Raw genomic sequence first — 23,869 nt, forward strand, 5'->3', positions numbered from 1 at the left:
CATGGCATGGACACGTGAAGAGATGGCCGCCCGCGCCGCCGCGGAGCTCTCCGACGGCGACTACGTCAACCTCGGCATCGGGCTGCCGACGCTGGTGCCCAACTACGTACCCGACGACGTCGAGCTGGTCCTGCAGAGCGAGAACGGCATCCTCGGCACCGGTGCCTACCCCACCGAGGACGCCGTCGACCCCGACCTGATCAACGCCGGCAAGGAGACGGTCACCGTACGCAAGGGCGCGAGCTTCTTCGACTCCGCCATGAGCTTCGGGATGATCCGCTCCGGCAAGATCGACGCCGCCATCCTCGGCGCCATGCAGGTCTCCTCCTCCGGCGATCTGGCCAACTGGATGATCCCCGGCAAGATGGTCAAGGGCATGGGTGGCGCGATGGACCTCGTCCACGGCGCCAAGAAGGTCGTCGTGCTGATGGAGCACGTCGCCCGCGACGGCTCCTACAAGATCGTGAACGAGTGCTCGCTGCCCTACACCGGCCTCGGTGTCGTGCAGCGCATCATCACCGACCTCTGCGTCCTCGACATCACTCCCGAGGGCCTGCGCCTCGTCGAGCTCGCCCCTGACGTCACGTTCGGTGAGGTCGAGGAGAAGACCGAGCCTCCGATCCTGCGCTGACCGCGGAGAGGTCAGCCGCGTCGGGCGAGACGTCAGCCGCGTCGGGCGAGACGTCAGCCGCGTCGGGCGAGACGTCAGCCGCGTCGGGCGAGACGTCAGCCGCGACGGCCGAGACGTCAGCCGCGACGGCCGAGACGTCAGCCGCGACGGCCGAGACGTCAGCCGCGACGGCCGAGACGTCAGCGGCGACGGCCGAGACGTCACTTAGGTTGGTCGAGTTGGCACGGGGGTGCCGTCTCGGCCGACGGGAGCGACGTCTCGGCCGACGGGAGCGACATCTCGGTCGACGTACGTGACGGCTCGGTCGACGTACGTGACGGCTCGGCCGACGTACGTGACGGCTCGGCCGACGTACGTGACGGCTCGGCCGACGTACGTGACGGCTCGGCCGACGCGCGCGCCTTCTCGGCATCTGCGACAATGTGCCGCGTGGATTTGAGGGTGGTGCGGCCGACGCGCGGGAGCGTGTGGCTGGCGCTGCTCGCGGCGGTGGAGATCACCACCGGGTCCAGCCTGGCCCACCTGGCCGGTGGCGGGGAGCTGCCGGACGCGTTGTGGCTGGTGGCGACCGGGTTCGCTGCCTTCGGCGCCGGTGTCGTGGTGCTGCAACGGAGGATCGGCATCGTCGTGGGCGCGGTGCTGGCCGGGGCGGCGCAGCTGGGGATGCACGAGGCGTTCGAGGCATATGCAGCACCCGCCCACATGCACGACAGCGGCACCGGCGACACCTCGATGCTGGTCGCGCACACCGCGGCCGCGGTGCTCACCGTCGTCGTATGGCTGCTGCACCGCCGGGCCTGGCGGGTCATCTCCCGGGCGCTCGAGACGCCCCGGACCCTGATCCCGCTCCGCCTTCTCCCCCTGACGCAGACGATCGTTCTGCGCAACCACCTGTGGACCCACGTCGCTGCGGGAAGAGGGCCGCCGGTCCTCGCCTGAGGACCCGACCCGACACCTGGGCACACGCCCATCAGCAGACACTCCACAGAAAGCAACAACTCATGTCTCGACGTACCCTCGCGCGCCTCGGCGCGCCCGCCATCGCTGCCGCGGGCATCACCTTCCTCGTCGCCGCCCCGGCCTCCGCGCACGTCACGGTCACCCCGACCGAGACCGCGGCCGGCGCCTACTCGGTGCTGACCTTCAGCGTCGGCCACGGCTGCGAAGACTCCCCGACCACCAAGATCACCATCCAGGTGCCGGAGGGGATCAACACGGTCACCCCGACCCGCCAGCCGTTCTACGACGTGAAGGTCACCACCGAGAAGCTCGCCGAGCCGGTCAAGGACGCCCACGGCAACGAGCTGACCGAACGCGACGCGACCATCGTCTACACCGCGAAGACCCCGCTGCCCGACGGCCAGCGCGACGCCTTCGAGGTCTCGCTGCAGCTGCCGGAGAAGGAGGGCACCCTCGCCTTCCCGACGGTCCAGACCTGCGAGAAGGGCGAGACCGCCTGGATCGAGGAGACGCCCGAGGGCGCCACGGACGAGCCCGAGAGCCCGGCCCCGTCCTTCGAGGTCACCGAGGCGGTCGCCGACGACGGCCACGGCCACAGCCACAGCGCCGAGGAGTCCGCCGAGAAGGTCGAGCCGGCCGCCGCGGAGACCGAGGACGACGACAGCAACCTGTGGGGCGGTGTCGGCGCCGGCGCCGGCGTCCTCGGCCTGATCGCGGGCTCGACGGCCCTCGCGCTGGGGCGTCGTAAGGCGTGAGTGCTCCCCTGACGCGCCGGCCCGGCCCCGACCACCGGGGCCTGGGCCGGCGCGGCCTGGGGCGGCTGCTGGTGGTGCTCGCTGCCGCTGCGTACGCCGTCCTGCTCGGTATCTCCCCCGCCCAGGCACACGCGTCGCTGATCGGCACCGACCCCGAGGAGGGTGCGGTCCTGGAGCAGGCGCCGGAGACGATCACCTTCACCTTCGACGAGGCGGTGACGCTGCCTCCGGCGGGCGTGACGGTCTACGACGCCAAGGGCGAGGAGGTCACCTCCGAGGCGACCGCGAGCGGCACCGAGATGAAGGTCGCCCTCGCGACGGCGAGCAGCCTCGGCGACGGCACCTACGTGGTCGCCTGGCGCGCGGTGTCGGCCGACGGCCACCCGATCTCCGGCTCGCTGACCTTCGCGGTCGGCGCCCCGAGCCTCAGTGTCGCCCCGCCGCCGTCCACGGAGCCGTCCCGGGCGACGGCGGTGATCCACGGGGTCCTCCAGTTCGTCCAGTACGCAGCGCTGCTGCTGGTCGTGGGCCTGGTCTGGTTCCGCGGGGTGATCATCGGTGAGCACCGCGTCCCCGACCGTGCCGTCACCCGGGTCCAGCGCGTCCAGATCCTCGCCGGCATGGTCGCCGTGGTCGCGCTGGTCACCCTGGCGCCGGCCAGCGGCGCGCTGCAGAGCGAGAGCGGACCGGGCGCGATCCTCACCTTCGACGCCTGGTCGCCGGCCTCGGTCGGCAAGGAGTGGCTCAGCGCGCTGGTCGGGATCGTGGGCGTCGCGGCCGCGCTCGCGCTGCGCGAGCGGCCCCGCCTGGCCTCGGCCGCCGGGCTTGTCGCGATCTGCGCCCCCGCGCTGGTCGGTCACTCGCGAGCGGTCGTACCCGCCTGGCTGGTCACCGCCACCGACATCGTCCATCTCGTCGCCGGCGCGCTCTGGCTCGGTGGCCTGGTCGGCCTGGCGCTGACCCTGCCGCTGATCACCCGGCGCGGCACGGTCGCCGCCGAGATCGTCACCCGCTTCTCGACGCTCGCCGCCGCGTCGCTGGCCGCCCTCGCCGTCTCCGGCGTGCTCATGGGCTGGCGGATCCTCGGCTCGTGGACCAACCTGCTCAACAGCACGTACGGCACGCTGCTGATGACCAAGGTCGCCCTGGTCGTCGCGGTCGCGGTGATGGCGGCCGGCAACCGGCTGCTGGTCCTCCCCCGCGTCCGTCAGGCGGCCGGTCACGACGACACCGTCGAGGCCGGTTCGATGCTGCGCCGGGCAGTGCTGATGGAGGCCGGCGTGCTCGTCGTCGTCCTCGGCGTCACCGGCTTCCTGGTCGACCAGCCGCCGCAGGCGGGGGCCGGGTCCACCGGGAGCACGGCTGCGGTCGCGCAGACCAACACCCAGGCCGCGGAGCTGGGCGACGACCACCGGGTCTACGCCACGCTGACCCCCGCGGGTCCGGGTCCGAACGTGCTCCGGCTGCAGATCCAGGACGCGGCCGGCGAGCCGGTCGAGGCCTCGGCGGTCCCGACCGCCAAGCTGCGCTCGGGCGACGTCGACCTCGGCAGCCTCGCCCTGAAGTCGGTCGGCGCCGGCACCTGGGAGACCGACGTCGTACTGCCCAAGGGCGGGACCTGGGAGGCCACCGTCGGGCTGAGACTGGGCGAGTTCGAGAGCCCGCTGGGCGTGCTGAAGTTCCCCGTCAGACAGTGACCGTCAGACAGTGACGGGCAGCCGCAGCGTGTGGATCATCCCGTCCACCCGCGCCTGCACGAAGAAGACGTAGTCACCCGCCTTCGGCGGCTTCACGTGGATGCCGAGGCGGGTGCCGTCCTCGCCGTTCTCGGGGCCGCCGAGCGGGTGCAGGTGGATCACCTCGCCGGTCTCACGGCTGAACGCGGTCACGTGCGCGTAGACCCCGAGGTAGGTGCCGAGGTTGACCGGCTTGCCGGCCGGGTCGGAGATCAGGACGCCGATCTCCTGGTCGATCCCGGGCTTCGGGGTCTCCTCCAGCGCGGCGATCACGGTGCCGTCGTCGGAGCCGGGTACGTCCACCTCCGCCGCCCCCGCGACCTTGGCGGTCGCGCCGAGCATCGCCTGCTCCCCCTTGCCGTCCGGGGTCTTCGCCGCGAACTCGACGACCACCCGGTAGGTGCCGCCCGCGGGCAGCGTCAGGTCGCCGGACCAGGCGCCGGGCTCGCTCTGGGTCGGGTGCAGGTGGCGGAAGACCTCCAGGTCGTCGCGGACGACGTAGAGGTGGAGGTCCTTGGTCTGCTCCTCGATGTAGTCGGTGACCGGGTCGCCTTCCTTGGTGATCGTGAAGCTCACCTTGCCCGGGGTGCCCGCCTCGGCGGGCAGGCTGACGTCGCCGAGCGTGTAGCCGCCGGCGGTCGCGGAGGTGCCATCGGCGCCCTCGATGGCGGTCACGACCGTCGCGACGCTCGGCTGCGAGGCGGGGTCGGCCGCCTTCGGTTCGCCACCACAGGCGATCAGCGTGACCGCGAGGCCGAGGGTCAGGACGACAGCAGCAATTCCGACACGCACGAGTAAAGGGTGTCATGGAGCTGGTCAGAACCCGACACCCGGATTGAGAATCCCCAGCAGGTCCAGGGCCGCCTTGATCCGCTGCTGCACGTTGATGGAGTCGGCACCGAGCTCGGGCTCGAGCCACGTGCGCTTGAGCCGGCCGACCCCGTGCGCTCCCCCGGCCAGTCCGGTGCCCGCACCCCGTGGGACCACCGGCACCCGGTGTGCCGAGGCGATCCGCATCGTCGCCCGGACGTCCGCGACGCTGTGCGCCCGCACCACCGCGAGCGGCAGGCCGTCGGCGACCGAGCCGGACCGGTCGGTGGATGCCGCCAGGCGCGAGAGCTCGTCGGTCACCACCTCGGAGACGTCGGCGGCGAGGTCACCGACCAGGGACAGCTGTGACTCCACGGTCATCGCGCCACTGTGTCGTCCGGCCGGCTCTGTTGGCGACGATTTGCGCACCCCTTCGGAGATACCGATACGCTTTACCTCGAGGGGAGTACCTCACCAAGCTCATTCCGGTCAGTACGTCGGTGCCACCACCGTCCCGGAATGACACCCCGATCCGGGGTGAGGGAGACCTCAGACGTCTCGATGACACGCCTGAGGAACCTTCATGCTCGATACCATCGGCACACCCACCCTGTGGGCAGTGACCATCGGCGCCGTCGTGGTGCTGATCGCCCTCGACTTCGTCCTGACCCGCCGCCCGCACGAGGTCTCCATGAAGGAGGCCCTGGGCTGGTCGGCCTTCTACATCGCGCTTCCGCTCGCCTTCGGCGTCTGGGTCTGGAACGCCCACGGCAGCCAGACCGGCTTCGAGTACTACACCGGCTACATCGTCGAGAAGTCGCTCAGCGTCGACAACCTGTTCGTCTTCATGCTGCTCCTCGCCGCCTTCGCGGTGCCACGACAGCTGCAGCAGAAGGTGCTGCTCTTCGGCATCGTCGGCGCGCTGGTGCTGCGCGGCATCTTCATCGCGCTCGGCGCCGCGGCGCTGTCCCAGTGGGACATCGTCTTCCTGATCTTCGGCGCGATCCTGCTGGTCACCGCGGCGAAGCTCTTCATCGAGGCGGTCCAGGGCCACGACCAGAAGGTCGACCCCGAGGAGATGCTCGCCGTACGCCTCGGCCGCAAGATCGGCCTGAAGCCGATGGCCATCGTGGTGCTCGCCATCTTCGCCACCGACATCATCTTCGCGGTCGACTCGGTGCCGGCGGTCTACGGCATCACCGGTGACCCCTACCTCGTCTTCGCCACCAACGCGTTCGCCCTGCTCGGCCTGCGAGCCCTCTACTTCGTGCTCGAGGGTGCCCTGTCCAAGCTGGTCCACCTCTCCTACGGTCTGGCCGCGATCCTCGCCTTCATCGGCGTCAAGCTCGGCCTGCACTGGGCCCACGGGCACTGGGACGGTGTCCCGGTCGTGCCGACCTGGCTCTCGCTGGTGATCATCGTCGGCATCCTCGCCGTCACCGTCACCACCAGCCTGATCGCCTCCGCGCGGAACGAGAGCAAGGAGCTGGAGAGTTCGAACGTGTAACCGGCACGAGCGCTCAGGGCACCGACCTCGTTTCTGGAGCGGGTCCGAACGGCTGCCCGCCGGGTCCGTCGGCGAACGTCATCCACGGAGCTGAGGGCTGCTGGCCGACTCCGGGTCTGCGGTAGGTGCAGACGCCCGTCGAGAAGGTCCTTTGCAGGCGTTCCCACTGGGAGTCGGTGAAGTCGACCGTGTAGTCACCGCGGTCGACGGGCTTGAGCTGGCACTTGAGGACGTTGTCCGCGAGCGGTCCGCCGGCGGCGATGCGGGGGTCGCCGAAGTACGGGAAGGCGGCGCGGCACAGGTTCATGTCGGTGACCTTCTTGCCCGCGATCCAGCAGGCGTCGACCGCCTCGGCCGGCTTGTTGCGCAGCACCTTGACCTCGAGCGGGTCGGTGGAGGTGTCGGCCTCGATATTGGCCAGCCACTTGTCGATGAGCAGGAACGCCGCCTGGTTGCCGATCGGGTCGCCGAGGAGGGGGACGGCGCTGGTCCAGATGATCTGGTTGTCGGCATGACCGTTGGCCTGGATGAGCCGTTGCCGCATGGCGTAGCTGTGGAAGTCGGTGTGAATCTCCAGGTTGCTTGTACCGCGCAGGTCGATGATCGGCACCTTGGCCGCTTCCCGCGGATAGGTCACCCGTCCGGAGCGATAGGCGATATCCAATGCGGCAGGGTCGGCCTCGCTGCGTTGCGGCTGCCAGTTCCAGTCGATGTCCAAACCGCCGACGTGCTCGTTGAGATCGACGAACTGCTCGGGCAGGATCTCCCCCGACTCCAGAGCCTGCAGGCCGTACTGCACGCCGACGTTGTCGAACGGTCGGTTGGCGAAGCCGCGGCCGATCTGCTGCTCCACCGGGCCCCACGACTCCTGCGGACGCCGGGCCCAGATCGATACTGAATAGTCCTGCAGCGTGCAGCGCGTCCCGGTGGGGTTGCTCTGTGCGTCGTACACCCACGGTGGGTTCGGCTCCAGGCTCGTGCTGTCGGCCCCGAGGGCGCCACCGAGGCAGCCGGGGCCGTTGTCGGGGTCCAGCCACGTCTTGGAGTACTGAGCGTTGCCGGTGGGGTTGTCCCAGAGGGAGCGGCACACGGTTTCGGCGGCGTAGCCCTCCACGAAAGCGCGTTGGGCGGTCACCGCCCACAGCGGTGAGCTGTCGAAGTATCGGTCGAGCAGGTGACAGTCCTCCGCCTCCTGCACTGTCTCCCACACATCCGGGTAGCTGGCGGACGGCTGGATGCCGTCGAGCAGACCGGGGTAGTTGGAGGCGATCCAGTGCTGCTGCATCGAACCACCGGAGCCGCCAGAGCCGATCGTGTAGCGGATCGGGCCGTAGCTTTCGACGATGTGCTCCTTGAGCATCATCAGCGCCTCGGCAGACACGACGTCGTTGCAGTTCTGCCCCAAGATGTTCAGGCTCGACAGCGCCACGGCGAACCCGCGGGACAGGGCCTGATCGTCGAGCACCGAGACACCCTGCACCTGCTCAGGTGCGCCTTGCGAGTGCCGCGGGGTGCAGTCCCCGCCGAACGGAACGAGCAGCTTGTGGTTCCAGCCGGGCTGTGGCGCCCACGGCTGCCACGGTTGGGTGGGGTCGTAGAGCACGGCGATGTCGTAGATGCCGCGGTTCATCACCCCGCGTTCGCGACGCACGATGTACGGGGCGCGGTGGCCCTGGTCGGTGGTCGTGTACCCGAGGTCCACCGGCGGGCGCGCCGGGTCGTATGCGGCGAACTGGCCGGTCACCGAGGACTTGTAGAGCAGCTCGAACTTCGCCGGGGCGTTGCACTGGGCGTCCAGGGCGGGGCCGAGGCCGTGCTTCTCGGTCGCGCAGGTCCACGGCTGCACCTGCGGACCAGCGAATACCGGACCGCCGATCGGGTGGTTGGTGATAGTGATCCGCGCGCCACCGCCCTGCCCGCGGGCGGTCAGTACGCTCTCGCCAACCTTCAGCCCGGTGACCAGGCCGATGAAGCGGCCGTCCGGCCGGACTTTGAACCCAGAGGTGACGTCCCGGCCATCGACGTCCACCTGCACCTTCGACGGGTTGGTCGTCGCCGGCAGCACCACCTCGACCAGGGCTTGCCCACCAGAGATCAGGTCAGCCCGATTGGACAGCACCTGGACCTGCAACCCCTCCGCCGCGGCCGCGTGGCCCGCACCTGCCGGAACTCCGACAAACATCATGACGGCCGCGACAGCGGCAACCACCAGCTTCTTCACTACGAGACTCCTCGGTAGTGCGCCCCAGCAGCGCGGAGATGGGCTGGTGGTGCTCATGGAGCCGCCGGCCCTGATCGCCCTGATGATCGTCCAGCCAGCGTGTCTGACGACACCCCCCAAAGAGTGTGCATCGGGCTCGACCGACGGTGACACCGTCGGTCGAGCCGGTCGCTGCTCGGTCAGTCCAGTGCGAGTCCCTCCGCCGGGCTGACCTTGGTGGCCCGCTTGGACGGCGCCACGCACGAGACCAGGCCGGCCAGGCCTGCGGCCACGACGACCGCCACCAGCTGCAGCACCGGCAGCTCGAAGGTGGCGTCGGGGAGCATGTCGCCGACCAGGATCTCGCTGCCGCCCCAGGCGAAGAAGACGCCGAGCGCGGTGCCGACGAGAGCCGCCACGGCCGAGAGCAGCACCGCCTCGGCGGCCAGCGTCCGCCGCAGCTGACGCCGGGTCAGGCCCAGCGCCCGCAGCAGCGCGTGCTCACGTCCGCGCTCGAGCACCGAGAGGCCCAGGGTGTTGGCGATACCGGCCAGCGCGATCAGCACCGAGACCGCCAGAAGCCCGATCACCGCCCAGGTGAACACGTCCAGCTGAAGCTCGACCCAGGCGCGCTGGCTCTTGCCGTTGGTGAGCTCGGCGTCCGGAGCGATCGCCCCCAGCGCACCGGCCAGGTCCTCCGGGTCGGCACCGGCATCGGCACGGACCCAGACGGCGTACGTCTGCGGGTCACCGGTCAGCTCCTCGAGCGTGGCCGCGGAGATCTGCGGGGCGCCGTCGATCTCGCGTACGTCCAGGGTCACCGTGGCCGAACGGTCGCCGACGACCAGCGTGACCTTCTCACCGGACGCCTCGAACTCGTTCTCGGTCAACGCCGAGGCGGCCAGCGGCGAGAGCACCATCGTGCCGGGCTTCACGGTCATGTCGTGCAGAGCGATGTCTCCGCCCGGCGGAGCGATGACAGGCAGCGGAACGGGCTTGCCGTCGGTCTGCACCGACGCCATGGCCCCCGGCACGGCGACCGCGTCCGCGACCCCCGGGACCGACTTCGCGTCTCCGAGAACCGAGTCCTCCAGAGGCTTCGACTCGGACTGGAGCGCGATGTCGATCGGGTGCTGCTCCGCCATCTCGTCCAGGGTGGCGCCGCGGATGGTCGCCATCCCGGTCAGCACACCTGTGGTGAGGGTGACGCCGACCAGCAGCGACGCCGCGGTGGCGGCGGTGCGCTTCGGGTTGCGTCCGGCATTGGCCGCGGCGAGCTTCGCCGGGGAGCCGGCGACCAGCGCCAGCGCCGACCCGGCCAGCCGCACCAGGCCCGGCACGAGCGCGGGCCCGAGGAGCATCACGCCGATGAAGGTGACCCCACAGCCGACCAGCACGATCAGCATCCCGGTCTGCGAGTCGTCCCAGCCCACCGCCACGAAGATCGTCGCGATGCCGGCGAGCGCCACGACCAGACCGAGGCCGAGCCGGAACAGCCCGGCGCCGCGTACGTCGAAGCCCTCCTGCGGACGCAGCGCGGCCAGCGGGCTCAGCCGCATCAGCCGGCGCGTCGGCAGCCAGGAGGCGACCAGCGTGGTGAGGGTGCCGAGGACGAAGGCGCCCACCAGCCACGGCCACTCGAGCGCGACATCGCCCAGCGGCGCGGTCTCGGCGAGCTGGCGCACCAGCGCGACTATCCCCCAGCCGAGGACGGTGCCCACGACCAGGCCGAGCAGCGAGGCGATAAGTCCGAGGGCGAGCGCCTCGCGGCGTACGGATCGCAGGACCTGACGCTTCGTGGCACCCATGGCGCGCAGCAGCGCGAAGTCGCGCATCCGCTGGGCGAACAGGATCGAGAAGGTGTTGGTGATGACCAGCACCGAGACGAACAGGGCGATGAAGGCGAAGATCAGGACCATGTACGCGATGACGTTGACCTCCTTGTTGAGCTGGGTCTGCAGCTCGGTGAGGTAGTCGTCGGTGTTCAGCCACTTGTCGGCCTCGTCGCCGGTGCCCGCGGTCATCACGGCCTGGACGTACTGGTCCTTCCAGCCCTGCATCTCGGGCCAGGTGACGTAGATCGGCGAGGACCACATCGAGGGTGCGTCGACGAGGCCGACCACGGTCGTCTCGACCGCTGTCTTGCCGCTGCCCACCTTCAGCGTGTCGCCGACCGCGACCTTGTTGGTCTTGGCGGCGTTGGCGTCGACGACGGCCTCGCCGGCACGGGTCGGGAACCGACCCGACTCGAGGTCCTGCCACTGCCAGCGCTTCTCGGTGGAGACCGCGCCGACCATGATGTCCTGGCCGAGCATCTTCGTCTCGGTGCGGACGGGCTGCATCGACATGGCGAGCGGCCAGCCGCCCTTCTCGACGTACTTCTCGGCGACCTCGTCGGTCGGGAGGTCGACCGCGCCGACCGCGTTCTGGAACGGCGCGTCGATGCCGGCGAACAGGCCCGACTTCGTCGCCGATGTCAGTGCGTTGGTGACCACGATCAGCGCGACCGCGGCGACGACCGCCACGACAGCCGCGGCGTACCGGCGGGCGTAGGTCCGCAGGGATGCGAACAGCACCGTCCGCATCAGCGCGTCACCCCTTCGATGTGCCCGTCCTTCACGGTGACGATCTCGTCGGCGTACGCAGCAGCGGAGGCCTCGTGGGTCACCATGACCACGGTCTGGCCGAGCTCGCGGACGCTGCGGCGGAGGTGGTCGAGCACCTCGGCCGAGGTCTCGGAGTCGAGGTTGCCGGTGGGCTCGTCGGCGAAGAGGATCGCGGGCTGGGTGACGAGTGCCCGGGCGATGGCGACGCGCTGCTGCTGGCCGCCGGAGAGCTCGGAGGGCTTGTGACCCAGGCGCTTGCCGATGCCGAGGGTGTCCGCGATCATCTGCGCCCGCGCACGGGTCTCCTCGGTGACCCGCTTGCCGGCCAGCTCCAGCGGCAGCTGGATGTTCTGGCCCGCGGTCAGCATCGGCAGCAGGTTGAACGCCTGGAAGACGAACCCGACGTTCTCCCGGCGGAAGACGGTCAGCTGGTCGTCGTTCAGGTTCTCCAACGGCTGGCCCGCGACCACCACTTCACCGGAGGTCGGGCGGTCGAGCCCGGCCAGGCAGTGCATCAGCGTCGACTTGCCCGAGCCGCTCGGGCCCATGATCGCGGTGAACGCGCCGCGGCGGATCTCCAGGTCGACACCGCGCAGCGCGTGCACCTCGGTCGCGCCCTTGCCGTAGGTCTTGGTCAGGCCCACCGCTCGGGCGGCGGCCGTCATTGTGGGAACAGAGGTCTGTGTCATGGCACCGAGCCTCTCGTCAGGAGGCGTCAGCGCACATCGGGCTGGGGGCTGATCCGGGCGTACGACCTGGGGCTGATCGGCAAGGGTCGACTCAGGGTCATCCCCGAACGAGCGTCACCCCGTCGGCCAGCCGGTAGGGGTTGGTCGAGACCAGGGCGCCGATAGAGCGGCGCAACCGCGAGACCTCGGCACGCACGGTGACGATGTGCTCGGCGTCGCCGAAGACGGCCTCGCTGAGCCCGCGGGCGGTGAGGCCGGTGGGACCGGCGGCATCGACGAGGGTGAGGATCTCGACGTGGCGCCGGCTCAGGGTGGTGCGCCAGCTGCCCGACTCCGAGACGACCTCGAGGGTGCCGCCGGCGTCGAGGCGGGCGGTCAGGTTGCCCGACCCCGAGGATCCCGAGGAGGCCGGCCGGACCAGCCAGCCGCGCTCGCCGACCCGCTCGGGCAGGCACAGCCCCAGGCCCGGGACGGTCAGCATCTTGTCCTGCCGGGGCGCCGCGATCCGGTCGCGGGCGGCCATCCCGGCATGGTGAGCGACCCAGCCGTCGTCGTCGACCACGAGCAGCGGACCCTCGACACCGGAGACGACGTGGTCGGTCTCGCGACGCAGCCGCGCCAACCACTCCTGGTGGTGGCGCCACAGGCTCATCTCGGCCAGGCGCACGGCGCTCTCGACCAGGGCGCCGATCGCCGGGTGCAGGGTCAGCGCGGGACCGCTGACGTCGACGACCCCGAGCAGGGCACCGGTGCGGGGGTCGTGGATCGGGGCGGCCGTGCAGTACCAGGGATGCTGCGCCTGCTCGAAGTGCTCCGCGGAGAAGAGCTCGACCGGCGCCGCCTCGGCCAGCGCGGTGCCGATGGCGTTGGTGCCGACTGCCCGCTCGGTCCACAGCGCCCCTTCGACGAAGCCGAGCTGGTCGGCGATCTTGAGCACCCGCGCCGAACCCTCGCGCCACAGCACCACACCCTCGGCGTCGGTGACCACCATCAGGTACGTCGCCGCGTCCGCCGCCGAGGTCAGCACCGCTCGCAGGTCGCCGATCACCGTGGCCAGCGGCGAGCGGGCTCTTCGTCCCGCGCACTCGGCTGCTGAGGGCGTACGTCTGCCGTTGCTGCTGCCGGGCTCCAGGCCCATGCTCATGACGCGGCGCCAGGAGCGCTCGACCAGGATCCGGGGCGTGCTCGGCGGGCGGCTGCCGGACAGGACTGCGTCGTGGACGCGTACGAGGTCACGGGCCAGGCGCGGCAGGTCTGCTCCCGCCGGGACTGCTCCGGTCGCTGTCATCTGGCGTCCACCTCCGCCTCCGAGGGTAGGTGCTCGCTGTGACCCGCGCCACATGCAATCCGTTGCAACCCTTTCTCCGGCACCCGCGCGGCGGTGTGCTGGTGCCATGACGCAGACACTCGAACCCCCTCCCGCGACCGCCCAGCTCGGTCCGGCGCAGACCTGGCTCACCGACTTCGAGGCCGCCCTGAAGGAACGCGACATCCCCCGGGCCGCCGGCATGTTCGCCACCACGAGCTTCTGGCGCGACCTGGTCGCCTTCTCCTGGAACATCACCACCGTCGAGGACCCGACCGGGGTCGCCGACCTGCTCTCGGCCACGCTGGAGCGTGTCGATCCGTCCGGGTTCGCGCTCGAGGAGCCGGAGGCCACCGCCGACGGGGTGACCACCGCCTGGTTCACCTTCGAGACCGCGATCGGCCGGGGCCGCGGACTGCTCCGTCTCAAGGTGGAGGACGACCAGCCGAGGGCGTGGACGTTCCTCACCACGCTCTACGAGCTCAAGGGCCACGAGGAGCCCCGCGGCGAGCGTCGCCCGAAGGGTGCCGAGCACGGCGTCAACCGTGACCGGGTGACCTGGGCCGAGAAGCGGCAGGCGGAGGCGGAGACGCTGGGCCTGACCGAGCAGCCGTACGCGGTGGTCATCGGTGGCGGGCAGGGCGGGATCGCGCTCGGGGCGCGGCTGCGCCAGCTCGGGGTGCCGTCGCTCGTCATCGACCGCTACGAGCGGCCCGGTGACCAGTGGCGCGGCCGCTACAAGTCGCTGTGCCTGCACGACCCGGTCTGGTACGACCACCTGCCCTATCTGAAGTTCCCCGACAACTGGCCCGTCTTCGCACCCAAGGACAAGATCGGCGACTGGCTGGAGTCCTACGTCAAGGTGATGGAGGTGCCCTACTGGTCCTCGACCACGGCCACCAGCGCCTCCTACTCGGAGGAGGCCGGCGAGTGGACCGTCACCGTCTCGCGCGGCGGCGAGGAGATCACGCTGCACCCCAAGCAGCTCATCCTGGCCACCGGGATGTCCGGGAAGCCGAACATCCCCGACCTGCCGGGCATGGACATCTTCGAGGGCGAGCAGCACCACTCCTCCCAGCACCCGGGTCCGGATGCGTACGAGGGCAAACGGTGTGTCGTGATCGGGTCGAACAACTCCGCCTTCGACATCTGCGGGGCGCTGTTCGAGCACGGTGCCGACGTGACCATGGTGCAGCGGTCCTCGACCCACATCGTGAAGAGCGACACGCTGATGGACATCGGGCTCGGCGACCTCTACTCCGAGCGCGCGCTCGCCTCCGGGATGACCACGGAGAAGGCCGACCTGGTCTTCGCCTCGCTCCCCTACCGGATCATGCACGAGTTCCAGATCCCTCTGTATGAGCAGATGGCCGAGCGCGACGCCGACTTCTATCAGCGTCTGGAGAAGGCAGGGTTCCGGCACGACTGGGGCGACGACGGCTCCGGGCTGTTCATGAAGTACCTGCGCCGCGGCTCGGGCTACTACATCGACGTGGGCTCGGCCGAACTGGTCGCCGACGGGTCGGTCAAGCTCGCTCACGGCCAGGTCTCCCATCTGACCTCGTCGGCCGTCGTGCTCGAGGACGGGACGTCGCTGCCGGCGGACCTGGTCGTGTACGCCACCGGCTACGGCTCCATGAACGGCTGGGCCGCCGACCTGATCAGCCAGGAGGTCGCCGACCGCGTCGGCAAGTGCTGGGGTCTCGGCTCCGACACCACCAAGGACCCCGGGCCGTGGGAGGGCGAGCAGCGCAACATGTGGAAGCCCACCCAGCAGGAGGCGCTGTGGTTCCACGGCGGCAACCTGCACCAGTCGCGCCACTACTCGCTCTATCTGGCGCTGCAGCTCAAGGCCCGGTTCGAGGGGATCGAGACGCCGGTCTACAACCTGGCGCCGGTGCATCATCTGGCCTAGGTGGGACTGGCTTGTCGCGGGCTGCGCCTCCCTGGTTGATGTGGGCCGCCGACCCGTTCTCGAGGGTCTCTCGATCTGGACCGGCGTCAAGGACGGGCCTTCGGCCCGCCGGCTTCGCCGGCCGCCTTCGGCGGTCCTGGACTCCGGACCAGAGCGAGAAAAGACTTGGCTGGCTATCGGGGCGGCGGCCCGGGTGTGGCCGCGGCAGAGTCTTGCACGGGACAGGTGATGTTTTCTGGGGTGGAAGGGGTGGCCCTTCGGGCCACTTACCATCCACAAGAACGACGACGTTCGCTCACCGCGAAAACATCGTTTGACCTGCACCAATAGGTGGTTAGGTATCCCCGGCGATGCGATCGACGCTGCGTTGACCGCCATCGAAACCGCCCTCCACGACCTGCTCGCGAGCGATCCCGCGTATTGGCACACCGGGCAGAAGAAGGACCTCCTGGAACGGCTGGAGAAGCTCCAGGCCCAACAGGCCGCGTTGAAACTGCGGGTGCTCGCCTCGGCCGGGGACATCGCCGAGGAGACTGGTGACAAGGACGCGTCGGCGTGGATGCGTGCCGAACTGTTGGTCGACAAAGGTGCGGCCCGTTCGCAGATCAAGCTCGCCACCGAGGTCGCCAAGTACGACCTCGTCAGTGCTGGTCTGGCCGACGGGGTGGTGTCCCTGGACAAGGCGCGGGTGATCACCCAGGCGCTCGACAAGATCGAGACCGACCCGGTCGCCAGTGCCGAGGATCTGGTCCTGGCCGAGAAGCTGCTGGTCGACTACGCCACCCGGCTCACCGCCAACGAACTCCGCATCGTCGGCAAACGGATCCTGGCCGAGATCGACCCCGCCCGGTTCGAGGACGCCGAAGCCCAAGCCCTGCTCGCCGAGGAAGACCGCGCCCAGCAGAAGACCGCACTGCGGATCTGGGACAACCACGACGGCACCGTCGGGTTCGACGGGATGCTCCCGGTCTCGGTCGGGATGCGGTTCAAACGGCTCGTCGAGGCCTACGCCCAACCCCGCAAACAACACCTCCTCGACAAAGGCGCTCCGCTGCCGCCCTGGGAACGGCTGATGGGACAAGGCTTCACCCGGCTGTTGGAGACCCTCGATCCTGCCAGCCTGCCCCGTCACGGTGGCGACGCGACCACCATCAACGTCGTGATCTCGCTCGAGGAGCTCCGCAAGGACCTCGGCATCGCGACCCTGGGCTACGACGAGGCCAACGGCACGGTGATCAGCGCGGCCGAGGCCCGCCGGATGGCGTGCAACGCCACCATCATCCCCTGGGTGTTGGGCAGTGTCAGCGAGGTCCTCGACAAAGGTCGAGACAGCAGACTCTTCCAACCGATCCAACGCAAAGCACTGCGGTTGCAGCACAAGTGCTGCCAGGCCGAAGGCTGTGACGTGCCACCGGAGTGGTGCGACGCCCACCACCTCGACCCCTGGGCCACCGGCGGCAAGACCAACCTCAAAGACGGCGCCCTGCTCTGCCTCCATCACCACCGCCTGGCGCACAACCCCGCCTACATTCATGAGCGGCTACCGGACGGCACGATCCGGTTCACCCGCCGCCCGTGAGGCGATGAAGACCGGCGATATGAGCGCTTGACGAGCCCGCGTCGCCGCACCACGATCATCAGGAAGAGGACCCGAAGGAGGCCGCGTGACCAAGGTGTCCACCGCTACCGTCGAATCGCCCGGTGCCGTCCTGACCTATGACGTCCACGAACCGGAGGCGCCGAGTGAACACCGACCGTTGTTCGTCTTCGGTTCGCCCATGGCCGCCTCGGGCTTCGAGCAGCTGATCAGCCACCTCACGGACCGTACGGTCATCACGTACGACCCGCGTGGCGCCGAACGCAGCACGCTGACGTCCGACGGCGCGGTCACCGCCGAGCTTCACGGCGAGGACATGCACCGCGTCATCGAGGCCTCCGGGCTGGGGCCGGTCGACGCGTTCGGCTCCAGCGGTGGCGGAGCCTTCGCGCTGCACTGGATCGTCCGATATCCCGGTGACGTCCGTACGCTGGTGTCGCACGAGCCGCCCCTGACCACGATCCTCGAGGATCGCGAGATGGCCCTACGGGTCAACGACGACATCGTCGCGACCTACCAGCGGGACGGCTACGGCCCGGCGCTGGCCAAGTTCATCCAGCTGATCATGCATCCCGGCCCGCTTCCGGACGACTATCTGGACCGCCCGGCGCCGGATCCCGCCGCGTTCGGCCTCCCCACCGAGGACGACGGCACCCGCGACGACGCCCTGCTGAGCCGCAACCTCGCCATGCCGCCGTTCGAGCCCGACCTCGAGGCGCTGCGAGCCTCCGAGGTCCGGATCGTGCCCGCGACCGGTGCCAAGGGGGACGGCACGCTGGCCCGCAGAGGTGGCGAGGCGCTGGCGGCGGAGCTGGGTGTGGAGCCTACGGTGTTCCCAGGCGACCACGGTGGGTTCACGGTCAGCCCGATGTCGCCCGACAACGACCCTGACGCGTTCGCCGCACTACTGCGCGAGGTGCTCGACGACGCCTGACCAGCCGCCGCGCGGTGATCGAGGCATCATCCGATCGGCTATCCGATCGTGGCCCGTCAGCGGCCGACCAGGCCGGTCTCGTAGGCCAGCACCACGAGCTGGACGCGGTCACGAGAACCGGTCTTGGCCAGCAGCCGGCCGACGTGGGTCTTCACGGTCGCCTCCGCGACCACGAAGGTCTCGGCGATCTCGGTGTTGGACAGGCCGCGGCCGACCAGCGTGAGCACCTCGCGCTCACGCTCGGTCAGCGCCTCCAGCCGCCCTTCGATCGCCGGCCCGGCGGTCGCGGGGGCGGTGGCGGCGAAGTGCTCCAGCAGGCGCCGGGTGGTGCTCGGCGCGACCACCGAGTCGCCGGCGTGCACGGTGCGGATCGCGGTGAGCAGGTCCTCGGGGCGGGCGTCCTTGAGCAGGAAAGCCGCGGCGCCCGCCCGGATCGCGGCGAAGGCGTACTCGTCGAGGTCGAAGGTGGTCAGCACGATCACCCTCGGCGCGCCCTCGCGGCCCGCGATCAGGCCGGTCGCCTCGACGCCGTCCATGCGCGGCATGCGTACGTCCATCAGGACGACATCGGCCTCGGTCCGGCCCAGCGCGGCGACGGCCTCCTGGCCGTCGCCGGCCTCGCCGACGACGCTCAGGTCGGGCTGGGAGTCGATGAGCATCCGGAAGCCGGCCCGGACCAGCTCCTGGTCGTCCACGAGAAAGACACGGATCGTCATAGGGGCATCCTCGCGTAGACGCGGAAGCCACCGCCGGTCGCCGGGCCGGTCTCGAGGGTGCCGTTGTGGGCGGAGATGCGCTCCTGCATGCCGACCAGCCCGAGCCCGCCGGACTCACCGGTCGCGTCCGCGGCCGCACCTCGGCCGTCGTCGGTGACCTCGATCTCGAGGCTGTCACCGACGGCCGTCACGGTGACCGTGGCCGCGGCGCCCGGACCGGCATGCTTGCGTACGTTGCTGAGCGACTCCTGCACCACCCGGAACGCGGTCAGCGCGACACCCTCCGGCACCGCGAGGCCGGGCTCGGGAAGGGTCGCGGCCAGCTGCATCCCGCCGGCCCGGGTCTCCTCGACGAGCGTCGCGATGTCGCCCAGCCGCGGCTGCGGGCGGGTCAGCGCGTCGCCGTCGCGCAGCAGGCCGAGCAGCTGCCGCATCTCGGCCAGTGCCGCGCGGGCGGTCTGCGCGACGGTCTCCAGCGCCTTCGGGGCGAGGGCCGGGTCCTGCTCGGCGGCATAGCGGGCGCCATCGGCCTGCACCACGATCACGCTCAGCCCGTGGGCCACCACGTCGTGCATCTCGCGCGCGATCCGCGCGCGCTCCTGGGTCGCGCCGAGCTCGGCACGCTGCTCGGCCTCGCGGCGCAGCTGCTCGTTGCGCTGGATCAGGGACTCGACGTACGCGGCTCGGGTGCGGGCCAGCGCACCCAGCGCCCAGGCGGCGACCGGGAAGGTGGCGAGCGAGAGGACGACCGGGACGTACGTGCTCCAGTTGATGTCGTCCTGGACCGCGCCGTTGGTGGCGGCGTCGACGGCGCTCAGCCAGTCGTGGGTGCCGAGGACGGAGCCGAGCAGGCCGACGGCGAGCGCGGCCAGGCCCCAGCGCGGCCGGGCGTAGCGGGCGACCGAGTAGACCGCGATCGGGAAGGAGACCTGCGAGACCAGCGGATAGTCGATGAGGAGGACCTGCAGGCCGCAGGCGCCGGCCACGATCGCGTAGACGATCACCGGGTGCCGGCGGCGCCACAGCAGCGGCACGAGCTGGAGCACCACGAGCACCAGGTCGGCGACGTGGCTGGTGCTGTCGACATCGCGAGCCGCGTTGCCGTCCAGCAGGACCTGGACGGCGTAGAACGGGATGATCAGGAACAGGGTGCCGGCGAGCAGGACGTCGAACCACCATCGCCCACGCGGGCCGAGCCGCCAGGGGCGTACCAACTCCTCCACGCACCCCACCGTAGAGGAGCCGAGGCGGCGTGGGCGTCAGCCCGGGGACGGATGTCATGGTCAGCCCCTGGGCGGACTAGAATCCAGAGGCTGGCGATGGATATTCGCCGTCGGATGGTGCTTGGGAGGACTCGTGGAGGCAGTGCGCTACGTCGCGATCGGTGACTCGTTCACGGAAGGGGTCGGCGACGAGATGCCCGACGGTCACGTCCGCGGCTGGGCCGACCTGGTCGCCCAGGGCTGGGCGGCGTCCGGGACCCCGGTGGAGTACGCCAACCTCGCCATCCGCGGACGCCTGATCCGCCCGATCGTCGAGGAGCAGCTCCCCGCCGCACTGGCGCTGAAGCCGACCCATCTCTCCTTCAACGGCGGCGGCAACGACATGCTCCGCCCGAAGGCCGACGCGAACGCGATCGCCGACCAGCTCCAGCCGGTGCTCGAGGCCTGCGACGCCCACGGGATCAGGCTGATCCTGCTCTCCGGCGCCAACCCGTCGGCCCGGCTGCCGCTGGGCAAGGTCTTCCAGCGCCGCGGCGACGAGCTCGTCGGCCTGGTCGAGCAGCGGGTCGCACAGCGCGACGACATCGTGCGGGCCTACAACTGGCCCGACACCACCCTCATGGACGGCCGATTCTGGTCCGAGGACCGGCTGCACATGAACGCCCGCGGCCACCACCGCGTCGCAGCCCGCGTCCTCGACTCGCTCGGCGTCGAGGTCCCCGAGGGCTGGTGGGACCTCGACCTCGAGGCCGCGGCGGGCAAGAAGGGCCTGGCCTACTACCGCGAGTTCGTCGGCCCCTGGATCCACCGCCGCCTCACCGGCCGCTCCTCCGGCGACGGCCGCACCGCCAAGTTCCCCACCTGGACGCCTGCCGCGGAGATGTGAGACCCGGCCGCGGCATCTCGCCGGCGGCCGGGTCTCAGGGGATCTACCGGATCAGGGGGTAGCGAGCGACTTCGCGTACTTCTTGAACGCCGCCTGCGTCTTCGGCCCGGCATCGCCGTCGATGGTGAGCTTGGCGCCGACCTTGTCCCTCAGCAAGCGCTGCAGCGCCTTGACGGTGTTCTTGCCGGGGTCGCCGTCGATCTTGCCGGTGTAGCCGTAGCTCTTCTTCAGGTAGACCTGGAACGCCTTCCAGCTGTTGGTCCCGAGCTTGCCGTCGATCTTGCCCGGGTACTTGGTCGTGTAGCCGAACTTCTTCAGCACCTTCCCCTGGACGACCTTGGCCTCGGTCGCGGTGAGACCGAAGTTCTGGGTCGCCTGGGCGGAGACCGAGGAAGCGGCGGCGATGTTGCCGGTGCCGACCTCGGCGTTGGCGGTGCCGGCCATGGCGAAAGCGCCGGTGGCGGCGAGGCCGGTGGCGACGACGGCGCCGACCATGCGTCGGGTGATGGTGGAGGTCATGATGGTGTCCCTTCGATGAGATGGGTGTAGTTGACGTGACAAGCCAACCGATCGGCCCCGTCCGAGATCGGTCCGGAATCTGACACCGGTGTCCACGATCTGCCAGAAACCTGTCGTCCTGGGAGCCAGAACGGCGGTGTTGTGTCAGGACCAGTGGCGGCGGATGACGGCGGTGACGTCGAACGGGTCGGCGCCGCGCTGGGCTGCCAGGACGCCGGCGCCCTCGGGCGAGCCGGTGTAGAGCAGGCCGGACCCGCCGACCCAGTGCTCCCAGGCGGCGCGGAACGCCTTCGCGTCTGCGGCTCGACGGCCGAGGGTGGTGGGGACCGCATGCCATGCCTCGGCCTCCGCGGCGTGCCGGCCGGACATGCCCAGGCGCAGCCTCGCGAGCGACTCCAGATCGTCCACGATCGGACGCGAGACCAGGTAGCGGGGCGCGGCGATCGGCGCCAGCGCCTCCTCGAGCGAGGTGGCGAAGAGTGCCGACTCGTCTTCGGGTACACCCGCCAGGTGGAGGCGGTAGCTTCCGTCGCTGTCCACCGCGATCTCCAGCCTCTCGGCACCCGCCGAGGTCTGCCCGGTCGCGTGCAGCGCGTCCGCCACGGCCGCCCCGACGGCTCCGACGCTGGGTCGCCGGCGCAGCTGGGAGGCGATCCGGGTGCCGTCGCGATAGACGTACGCCGCCCACAGCAGCCACAGCGCACCGGTGACGCCGCCGAGCGCCGCCGCTCCACCGCCGGCGCCGGAGGCGATGACCGCGACGAGCACGACGCTCAGCAGCACCGCGGGCGCCAGGACGGTCTTGGCCGGCAGCCGCCACTCGGGCACCCGGCCCTCCAGCAGCCGGAACCCCGGCGGTCTCGGCGCGAGCACCGCCCCGGTCGGGGCCCGCAGCGCACCGGCCCTGCGCAACCGGATCCGGACGGTGCGGCCGGCGACGTCGGCGTACGGCTCCCCGATCCGCCACCTCTCCCGGATCGCCGTGCGGTCCTCCGAACGGGCGACCATGCGGGCGTTGACCGCGTCGAAGTCGGACTCCGGCGGGGCGGCGTACGGGGAGAAGGACTCGTCGATGTGGCCGACGCCGTCGACGACGGAGCCGTCCTCGTCGGCGCCGAAGAAGCCGGTGTGCTTGCGGACCAGCCGCTTCCAGTCGTTGTCGCCGCGCGGGTGCTCCTCCTCGACGCAGACGACGGTCCAGTTGACCGCGACCTTGTCGGGCCGAACCGGATCCGTACGCAGCGACCGCCCGCGCAGCTGCACGACCGCCGTGGTGGTCGTGGCCGCGGTGAGGTCGACGATCCCGGTGACCGACCGGGCGTCCCAGCCCTCCCCGAGCAGGCCCCGGGTGCCGACCAGCACTCGACAGCCGCCGGCCTCGAAGAACCGGGTCACGTGCCCCACCCACTGCCGGCTGCTCCAGCGTCCGACGAGCGTGGCGTACGCATCCCCCTGCTCGACCGCCAGCCCTTCGGCCAGAGCGGGGTCGGTCTCGGCGATGTGCGCCACCAGCGCGGCGAGGGTCGTCGGCGGACCGGCGACGGTGGCACCGGTGACCAGCAGGACGTCGTCGTTCGCGGCGCAGAGCGTGGCGAGCACTGCTCGCGCGGACCCGGACTGCTCGGCGATCACGCCGCGCAGGTCGACCGGCAGCGTCGCCGAGGCCCGCTCATGGTCGGTGACGACGAGCAACCGCAGGGAGTCGCCGTGGGCGAGGCGCTCGTGGTCGACGATGGCCGCGGTCGCCGTCGTCTTGGCCTCCGAGCGCGCCAGCACCCGGTCGACCGGTGAGCGCCCGACGCGGACGCCACGCCGGGTCAGCGAGTAGCCGACCGCAGGCAGGGCCTGCTTGATCGCGGCCAGCGCCTCCTGGTCGGCGTCTGCCTCGGAGGTGGCCAGGTGTCCGCGCACCCAGTCGCCGATCAGCGCCACCCAGTCCTCGGCGGAGGGGTCACGGCGATGGGCCTCGGTCAGGGTCGCCCCCTCGGGCAGGGCGAGCAGCCCGCGATGGTGAGCTCGCAGGGCGGCGGTGGCCAGGTCGGGCGAGGCCTTCGCCAGCTCGACCCAGGAGGGCGCACCGTCCGAGCGTGCGACGAACCTCCGGTCCAGCCAGACCAGAAACGGCACGGTGCCCAGCTCGGCCGAGGTCAGCGCGGTGAGCAGCTCCTCGAACCTCTCCGCACTCCCCCGCAACCACTCCCGCTCGCTCGGCGACGGCGCGGTCAGCCAGACCCGGTCCGCGAACGGCGCCAGATCGCCCTCACGCACCACGGCCGGGATCGAGGTCGAGAAGACGATCTCGCCGAACAGGGCTCCGACCAGTGCCGACTCCTCCTTGGTCAGCGCCTCGGGAGGGGTCGCGGTCAGCCCCAGAACCCGAGCGTCCGGCAGCAGCTGGAGGATCTCGCCCAGCAGCTCGCCCCACACCTCGAGCAGGTGGTGACACTCGTCCAGCACGAGCAGCAGCGGCCCGGCGCTTCTCAGTGCGGCGACCAGGGCACGTCCGTTGTCGTGGAGCCGTGCCAGGTGGCTCTCGCCGGTCTCGGCCTCGTCGTCCGGGTCACCGAAGACCGCGACCGACTGGTAGGTCAGCGATGTCAACGGCGCTCGGAGCTCCCGCGACGGAGACGCCGAGAGACCCAGCGCGGCCGCCTGCCGCAGCCACTGCCCCTGGATCGCCGTGTTCGGGCTGAGCACGACGACCTTCGCCCCGTCCTCGATCGCGTCCCGCGCGGTCTTGAGCCCCACGAGCGTCTTACCCGCCCCCGGCGGCAGCACCACCCACGCCCGCGACCGCCCCGCCTCCCAGGCCGTGCCCAGAGCGGAGAGGGCACGTTGCTGGTGGACTCGGAGCTTCACGCCGCGAAGCCTAGCCAGCG

The 23,869-nt window shown here is 70.6% G+C and carries 20 protein-coding genes; 9 read left to right on the plus strand and 11 right to left on the minus strand.

What is annotated here, in order from left to right:
- Position 1: 1 nt before the first annotated feature.
- On the plus strand, positions 2-631 hold the full coding sequence (locus tag ACIA03_RS24615; protein WP_396987444.1) for a 3-oxoacid CoA-transferase subunit B: 630 nt from the start codon (positions 2-4) through the stop codon (positions 629-631).
- A 200-nt stretch (positions 632-831) separates the two neighbouring features.
- Here the strand turns inward: ACIA03_RS24615 and ACIA03_RS24620 are convergent, their stop codons facing one another.
- Positions 832-1,134 carry a hypothetical protein gene (locus ACIA03_RS24620; protein ID WP_396987446.1) on the minus strand — a complete coding sequence of 101 codons (303 nt, stop codon included), beginning with the start codon at positions 1,132-1,134 and terminating at the stop codon, positions 832-834.
- Here ACIA03_RS24620 and ACIA03_RS24625 point away from each other — a divergent pair.
- The 3 genes from ACIA03_RS24625 to ACIA03_RS24635 all read left to right on the plus strand — a co-directional run bounded on the left by ACIA03_RS24625 (position 1,121) and on the right by ACIA03_RS24635 (position 4,043).
- The gene (locus ACIA03_RS24625; RefSeq protein WP_396987448.1) at positions 1,121-1,570 is read left to right on the plus strand and encodes a cell division protein FtsQ; all 450 of its coding nucleotides are present in this window, start codon (positions 1,121-1,123) and stop codon (positions 1,568-1,570) included. The genes ACIA03_RS24620 and ACIA03_RS24625 overlap by 14 nt on opposite strands.
- Positions 1,571-1,632: 62 nt before the next feature.
- Positions 1,633-2,346: a YcnI family protein gene (locus ACIA03_RS24630; RefSeq protein ID WP_396987450.1), complete on the plus strand. Its 714-nt coding sequence runs from the start codon at positions 1,633-1,635 to the stop codon at positions 2,344-2,346.
- Positions 2,343-4,043, plus strand: a complete 1,701-nt coding sequence (locus ACIA03_RS24635) for a copper resistance CopC/CopD family protein (protein WP_396987452.1) — start codon at positions 2,343-2,345, stop codon at positions 4,041-4,043. The genes ACIA03_RS24630 and ACIA03_RS24635 overlap by 4 nt, the downstream gene beginning before the upstream one ends.
- A 3-nt stretch (positions 4,044-4,046) precedes the next feature.
- Here ACIA03_RS24635 and ACIA03_RS24640 read toward each other — a convergent pair whose 3' ends face one another.
- Positions 4,047-4,874: a hypothetical protein gene (locus ACIA03_RS24640; RefSeq protein WP_396987454.1), complete on the minus strand. Its 828-nt coding sequence runs from the start codon at positions 4,872-4,874 to the stop codon at positions 4,047-4,049.
- Between the two features lie 24 nt (positions 4,875-4,898).
- Positions 4,899-5,273, minus strand: a complete 375-nt coding sequence (locus ACIA03_RS24645; protein WP_396987456.1) for an FAD-linked oxidase C-terminal domain-containing protein — start codon at positions 5,271-5,273, stop codon at positions 4,899-4,901.
- A gap of 202 nt (positions 5,274-5,475) precedes the next feature.
- Here ACIA03_RS24645 and ACIA03_RS24650 point away from each other — a divergent pair, with 202 nt between their 5' ends.
- Positions 5,476-6,399 carry a TerC family protein gene (locus ACIA03_RS24650; RefSeq protein ID WP_396987458.1) on the plus strand — a complete coding sequence of 308 codons (924 nt, stop codon included), beginning with the start codon at positions 5,476-5,478 and terminating at the stop codon, positions 6,397-6,399.
- Between the two features lie 13 nt (positions 6,400-6,412).
- Here the strand turns inward: ACIA03_RS24650 and ACIA03_RS24655 are convergent, their stop codons facing one another.
- The 4 genes from ACIA03_RS24655 to ACIA03_RS24670 form a co-directional block, all read right to left on the minus strand.
- Positions 6,413-8,620 carry a DUF6351 family protein gene (locus tag ACIA03_RS24655; protein ID WP_396987460.1) on the minus strand — a complete coding sequence of 736 codons (2,208 nt, stop codon included), beginning with the start codon at positions 8,618-8,620 and terminating at the stop codon, positions 6,413-6,415.
- Positions 8,621-8,799: 179 nt separating this feature from the next.
- Complete coding sequence (locus ACIA03_RS24660) at positions 8,800-11,184, minus strand: ABC transporter permease (protein ID WP_396987462.1); 2,385 nt, start codon at positions 11,182-11,184, stop codon at positions 8,800-8,802.
- Positions 11,184-11,894 carry an ABC transporter ATP-binding protein gene (locus ACIA03_RS24665; protein ID WP_396987464.1) on the minus strand — a complete coding sequence of 237 codons (711 nt, stop codon included), beginning with the start codon at positions 11,892-11,894 and terminating at the stop codon, positions 11,184-11,186. Before ACIA03_RS24665 ends, ACIA03_RS24660 begins: the two co-directional genes overlap by 1 nt.
- A gap of 97 nt (positions 11,895-11,991) precedes the next feature.
- Positions 11,992-13,182 (minus strand): GAF domain-containing protein, encoded by a 1,191-nt coding sequence (locus ACIA03_RS24670; protein WP_396987466.1) that lies wholly within the window; start codon positions 13,180-13,182, stop codon positions 11,992-11,994.
- Positions 13,183-13,288: 106 nt separating this feature from the next.
- Between ACIA03_RS24670 and ACIA03_RS24675 the strand changes: the two genes are divergently transcribed.
- From ACIA03_RS24675 to ACIA03_RS24685, 3 genes are all read left to right on the plus strand, one after another.
- Positions 13,289-15,115, plus strand: coding sequence for a flavin-containing monooxygenase (locus ACIA03_RS24675; RefSeq protein ID WP_396987467.1), 1,827 nt, complete (start codon positions 13,289-13,291; stop codon positions 15,113-15,115).
- 367 nt (positions 15,116-15,482) lie between these two features.
- Positions 15,483-16,694, plus strand: a complete 1,212-nt coding sequence (locus tag ACIA03_RS24680) for a DUF222 domain-containing protein (RefSeq protein ID WP_396987469.1) — start codon at positions 15,483-15,485, stop codon at positions 16,692-16,694.
- Between the two features lie 85 nt (positions 16,695-16,779).
- Positions 16,780-17,646: an alpha/beta fold hydrolase gene (locus ACIA03_RS24685; RefSeq protein WP_396987471.1), complete on the plus strand. Its 867-nt coding sequence runs from the start codon at positions 16,780-16,782 to the stop codon at positions 17,644-17,646.
- Between the two features lie 56 nt (positions 17,647-17,702).
- Here ACIA03_RS24685 and ACIA03_RS24690 read toward each other — a convergent pair whose 3' ends face one another.
- Positions 17,703-18,362: a response regulator transcription factor gene (locus tag ACIA03_RS24690; protein ID WP_396987473.1), complete on the minus strand. Its 660-nt coding sequence runs from the start codon at positions 18,360-18,362 to the stop codon at positions 17,703-17,705.
- A complete protein-coding gene (locus tag ACIA03_RS24695) occupies positions 18,359-19,585 on the minus strand; it encodes a sensor histidine kinase (protein WP_396987475.1) in 1,227 nt (408 codons plus the stop codon). Before ACIA03_RS24695 ends, ACIA03_RS24690 begins: the two co-directional genes overlap by 4 nt.
- Before the next feature lie 133 nt (positions 19,586-19,718).
- Between ACIA03_RS24695 and ACIA03_RS24700 the strand changes: the two genes are divergently transcribed.
- Entirely contained in the window at positions 19,719-20,471 is a 753-nt protein-coding gene (locus ACIA03_RS24700; protein ID WP_396987477.1) for an SGNH/GDSL hydrolase family protein, read from the plus strand.
- Between the two features lie 51 nt (positions 20,472-20,522).
- On the opposite strand, the gene ACIA03_RS24705 is transcribed toward ACIA03_RS24700, so the two are convergent.
- Positions 20,523-20,990, minus strand: coding sequence for a peptidoglycan-binding domain-containing protein (locus ACIA03_RS24705; RefSeq protein ID WP_396987479.1), 468 nt, complete (start codon positions 20,988-20,990; stop codon positions 20,523-20,525).
- Positions 20,991-21,134: 144 nt separating this feature from the next.
- Positions 21,135-23,849 carry a DEAD/DEAH box helicase family protein gene (locus ACIA03_RS24710; RefSeq protein WP_396987481.1) on the minus strand — a complete coding sequence of 905 codons (2,715 nt, stop codon included), beginning with the start codon at positions 23,847-23,849 and terminating at the stop codon, positions 21,135-21,137.
- Positions 23,850-23,869: the final 20 nt, after the last annotated feature.

The organism is Nocardioides sp. NPDC051685 (assembly GCF_044453405.1).
GTDB lineage: Bacteria > Actinomycetota > Actinomycetes > Propionibacteriales > Nocardioidaceae > Nocardioides.

Coding starts and splice junctions, on each gene's coding strand:
- ACIA03_RS24615 (WP_396987444.1), top strand. CDS start 2: ATGGCATGGACACGTGAAGAGATGGCCGCCCGCGCCGCCGCGGAGCTC.
- ACIA03_RS24630 (WP_396987450.1), top strand. CDS start 1,633: ATGTCTCGACGTACCCTCGCGCGCCTCGGCGCGCCCGCCATCGCTGCC.
- ACIA03_RS24645 (WP_396987456.1), bottom strand. CDS start 5,273: ATGACCGTGGAGTCACAGCTGTCCCTGGTCGGTGACCTCGCCGCCGAC.
- ACIA03_RS24650 (WP_396987458.1), top strand. CDS start 5,476: ATGCTCGATACCATCGGCACACCCACCCTGTGGGCAGTGACCATCGGC.
- ACIA03_RS24660 (WP_396987462.1), bottom strand. CDS start 11,184: ATGCGGACGGTGCTGTTCGCATCCCTGCGGACCTACGCCCGCCGGTAC.
- ACIA03_RS24665 (WP_396987464.1), bottom strand. CDS start 11,894: ATGACACAGACCTCTGTTCCCACAATGACGGCCGCCGCCCGAGCGGTG.
- ACIA03_RS24670 (WP_396987466.1), bottom strand. CDS start 13,182: ATGACAGCGACCGGAGCAGTCCCGGCGGGAGCAGACCTGCCGCGCCTG.
- ACIA03_RS24675 (WP_396987467.1), top strand. CDS start 13,289: ATGACGCAGACACTCGAACCCCCTCCCGCGACCGCCCAGCTCGGTCCG.
- ACIA03_RS24690 (WP_396987473.1), bottom strand. CDS start 18,362: ATGACGATCCGTGTCTTTCTCGTGGACGACCAGGAGCTGGTCCGGGCC.
- ACIA03_RS24705 (WP_396987479.1), bottom strand. CDS start 20,990: ATGACCTCCACCATCACCCGACGCATGGTCGGCGCCGTCGTCGCCACC.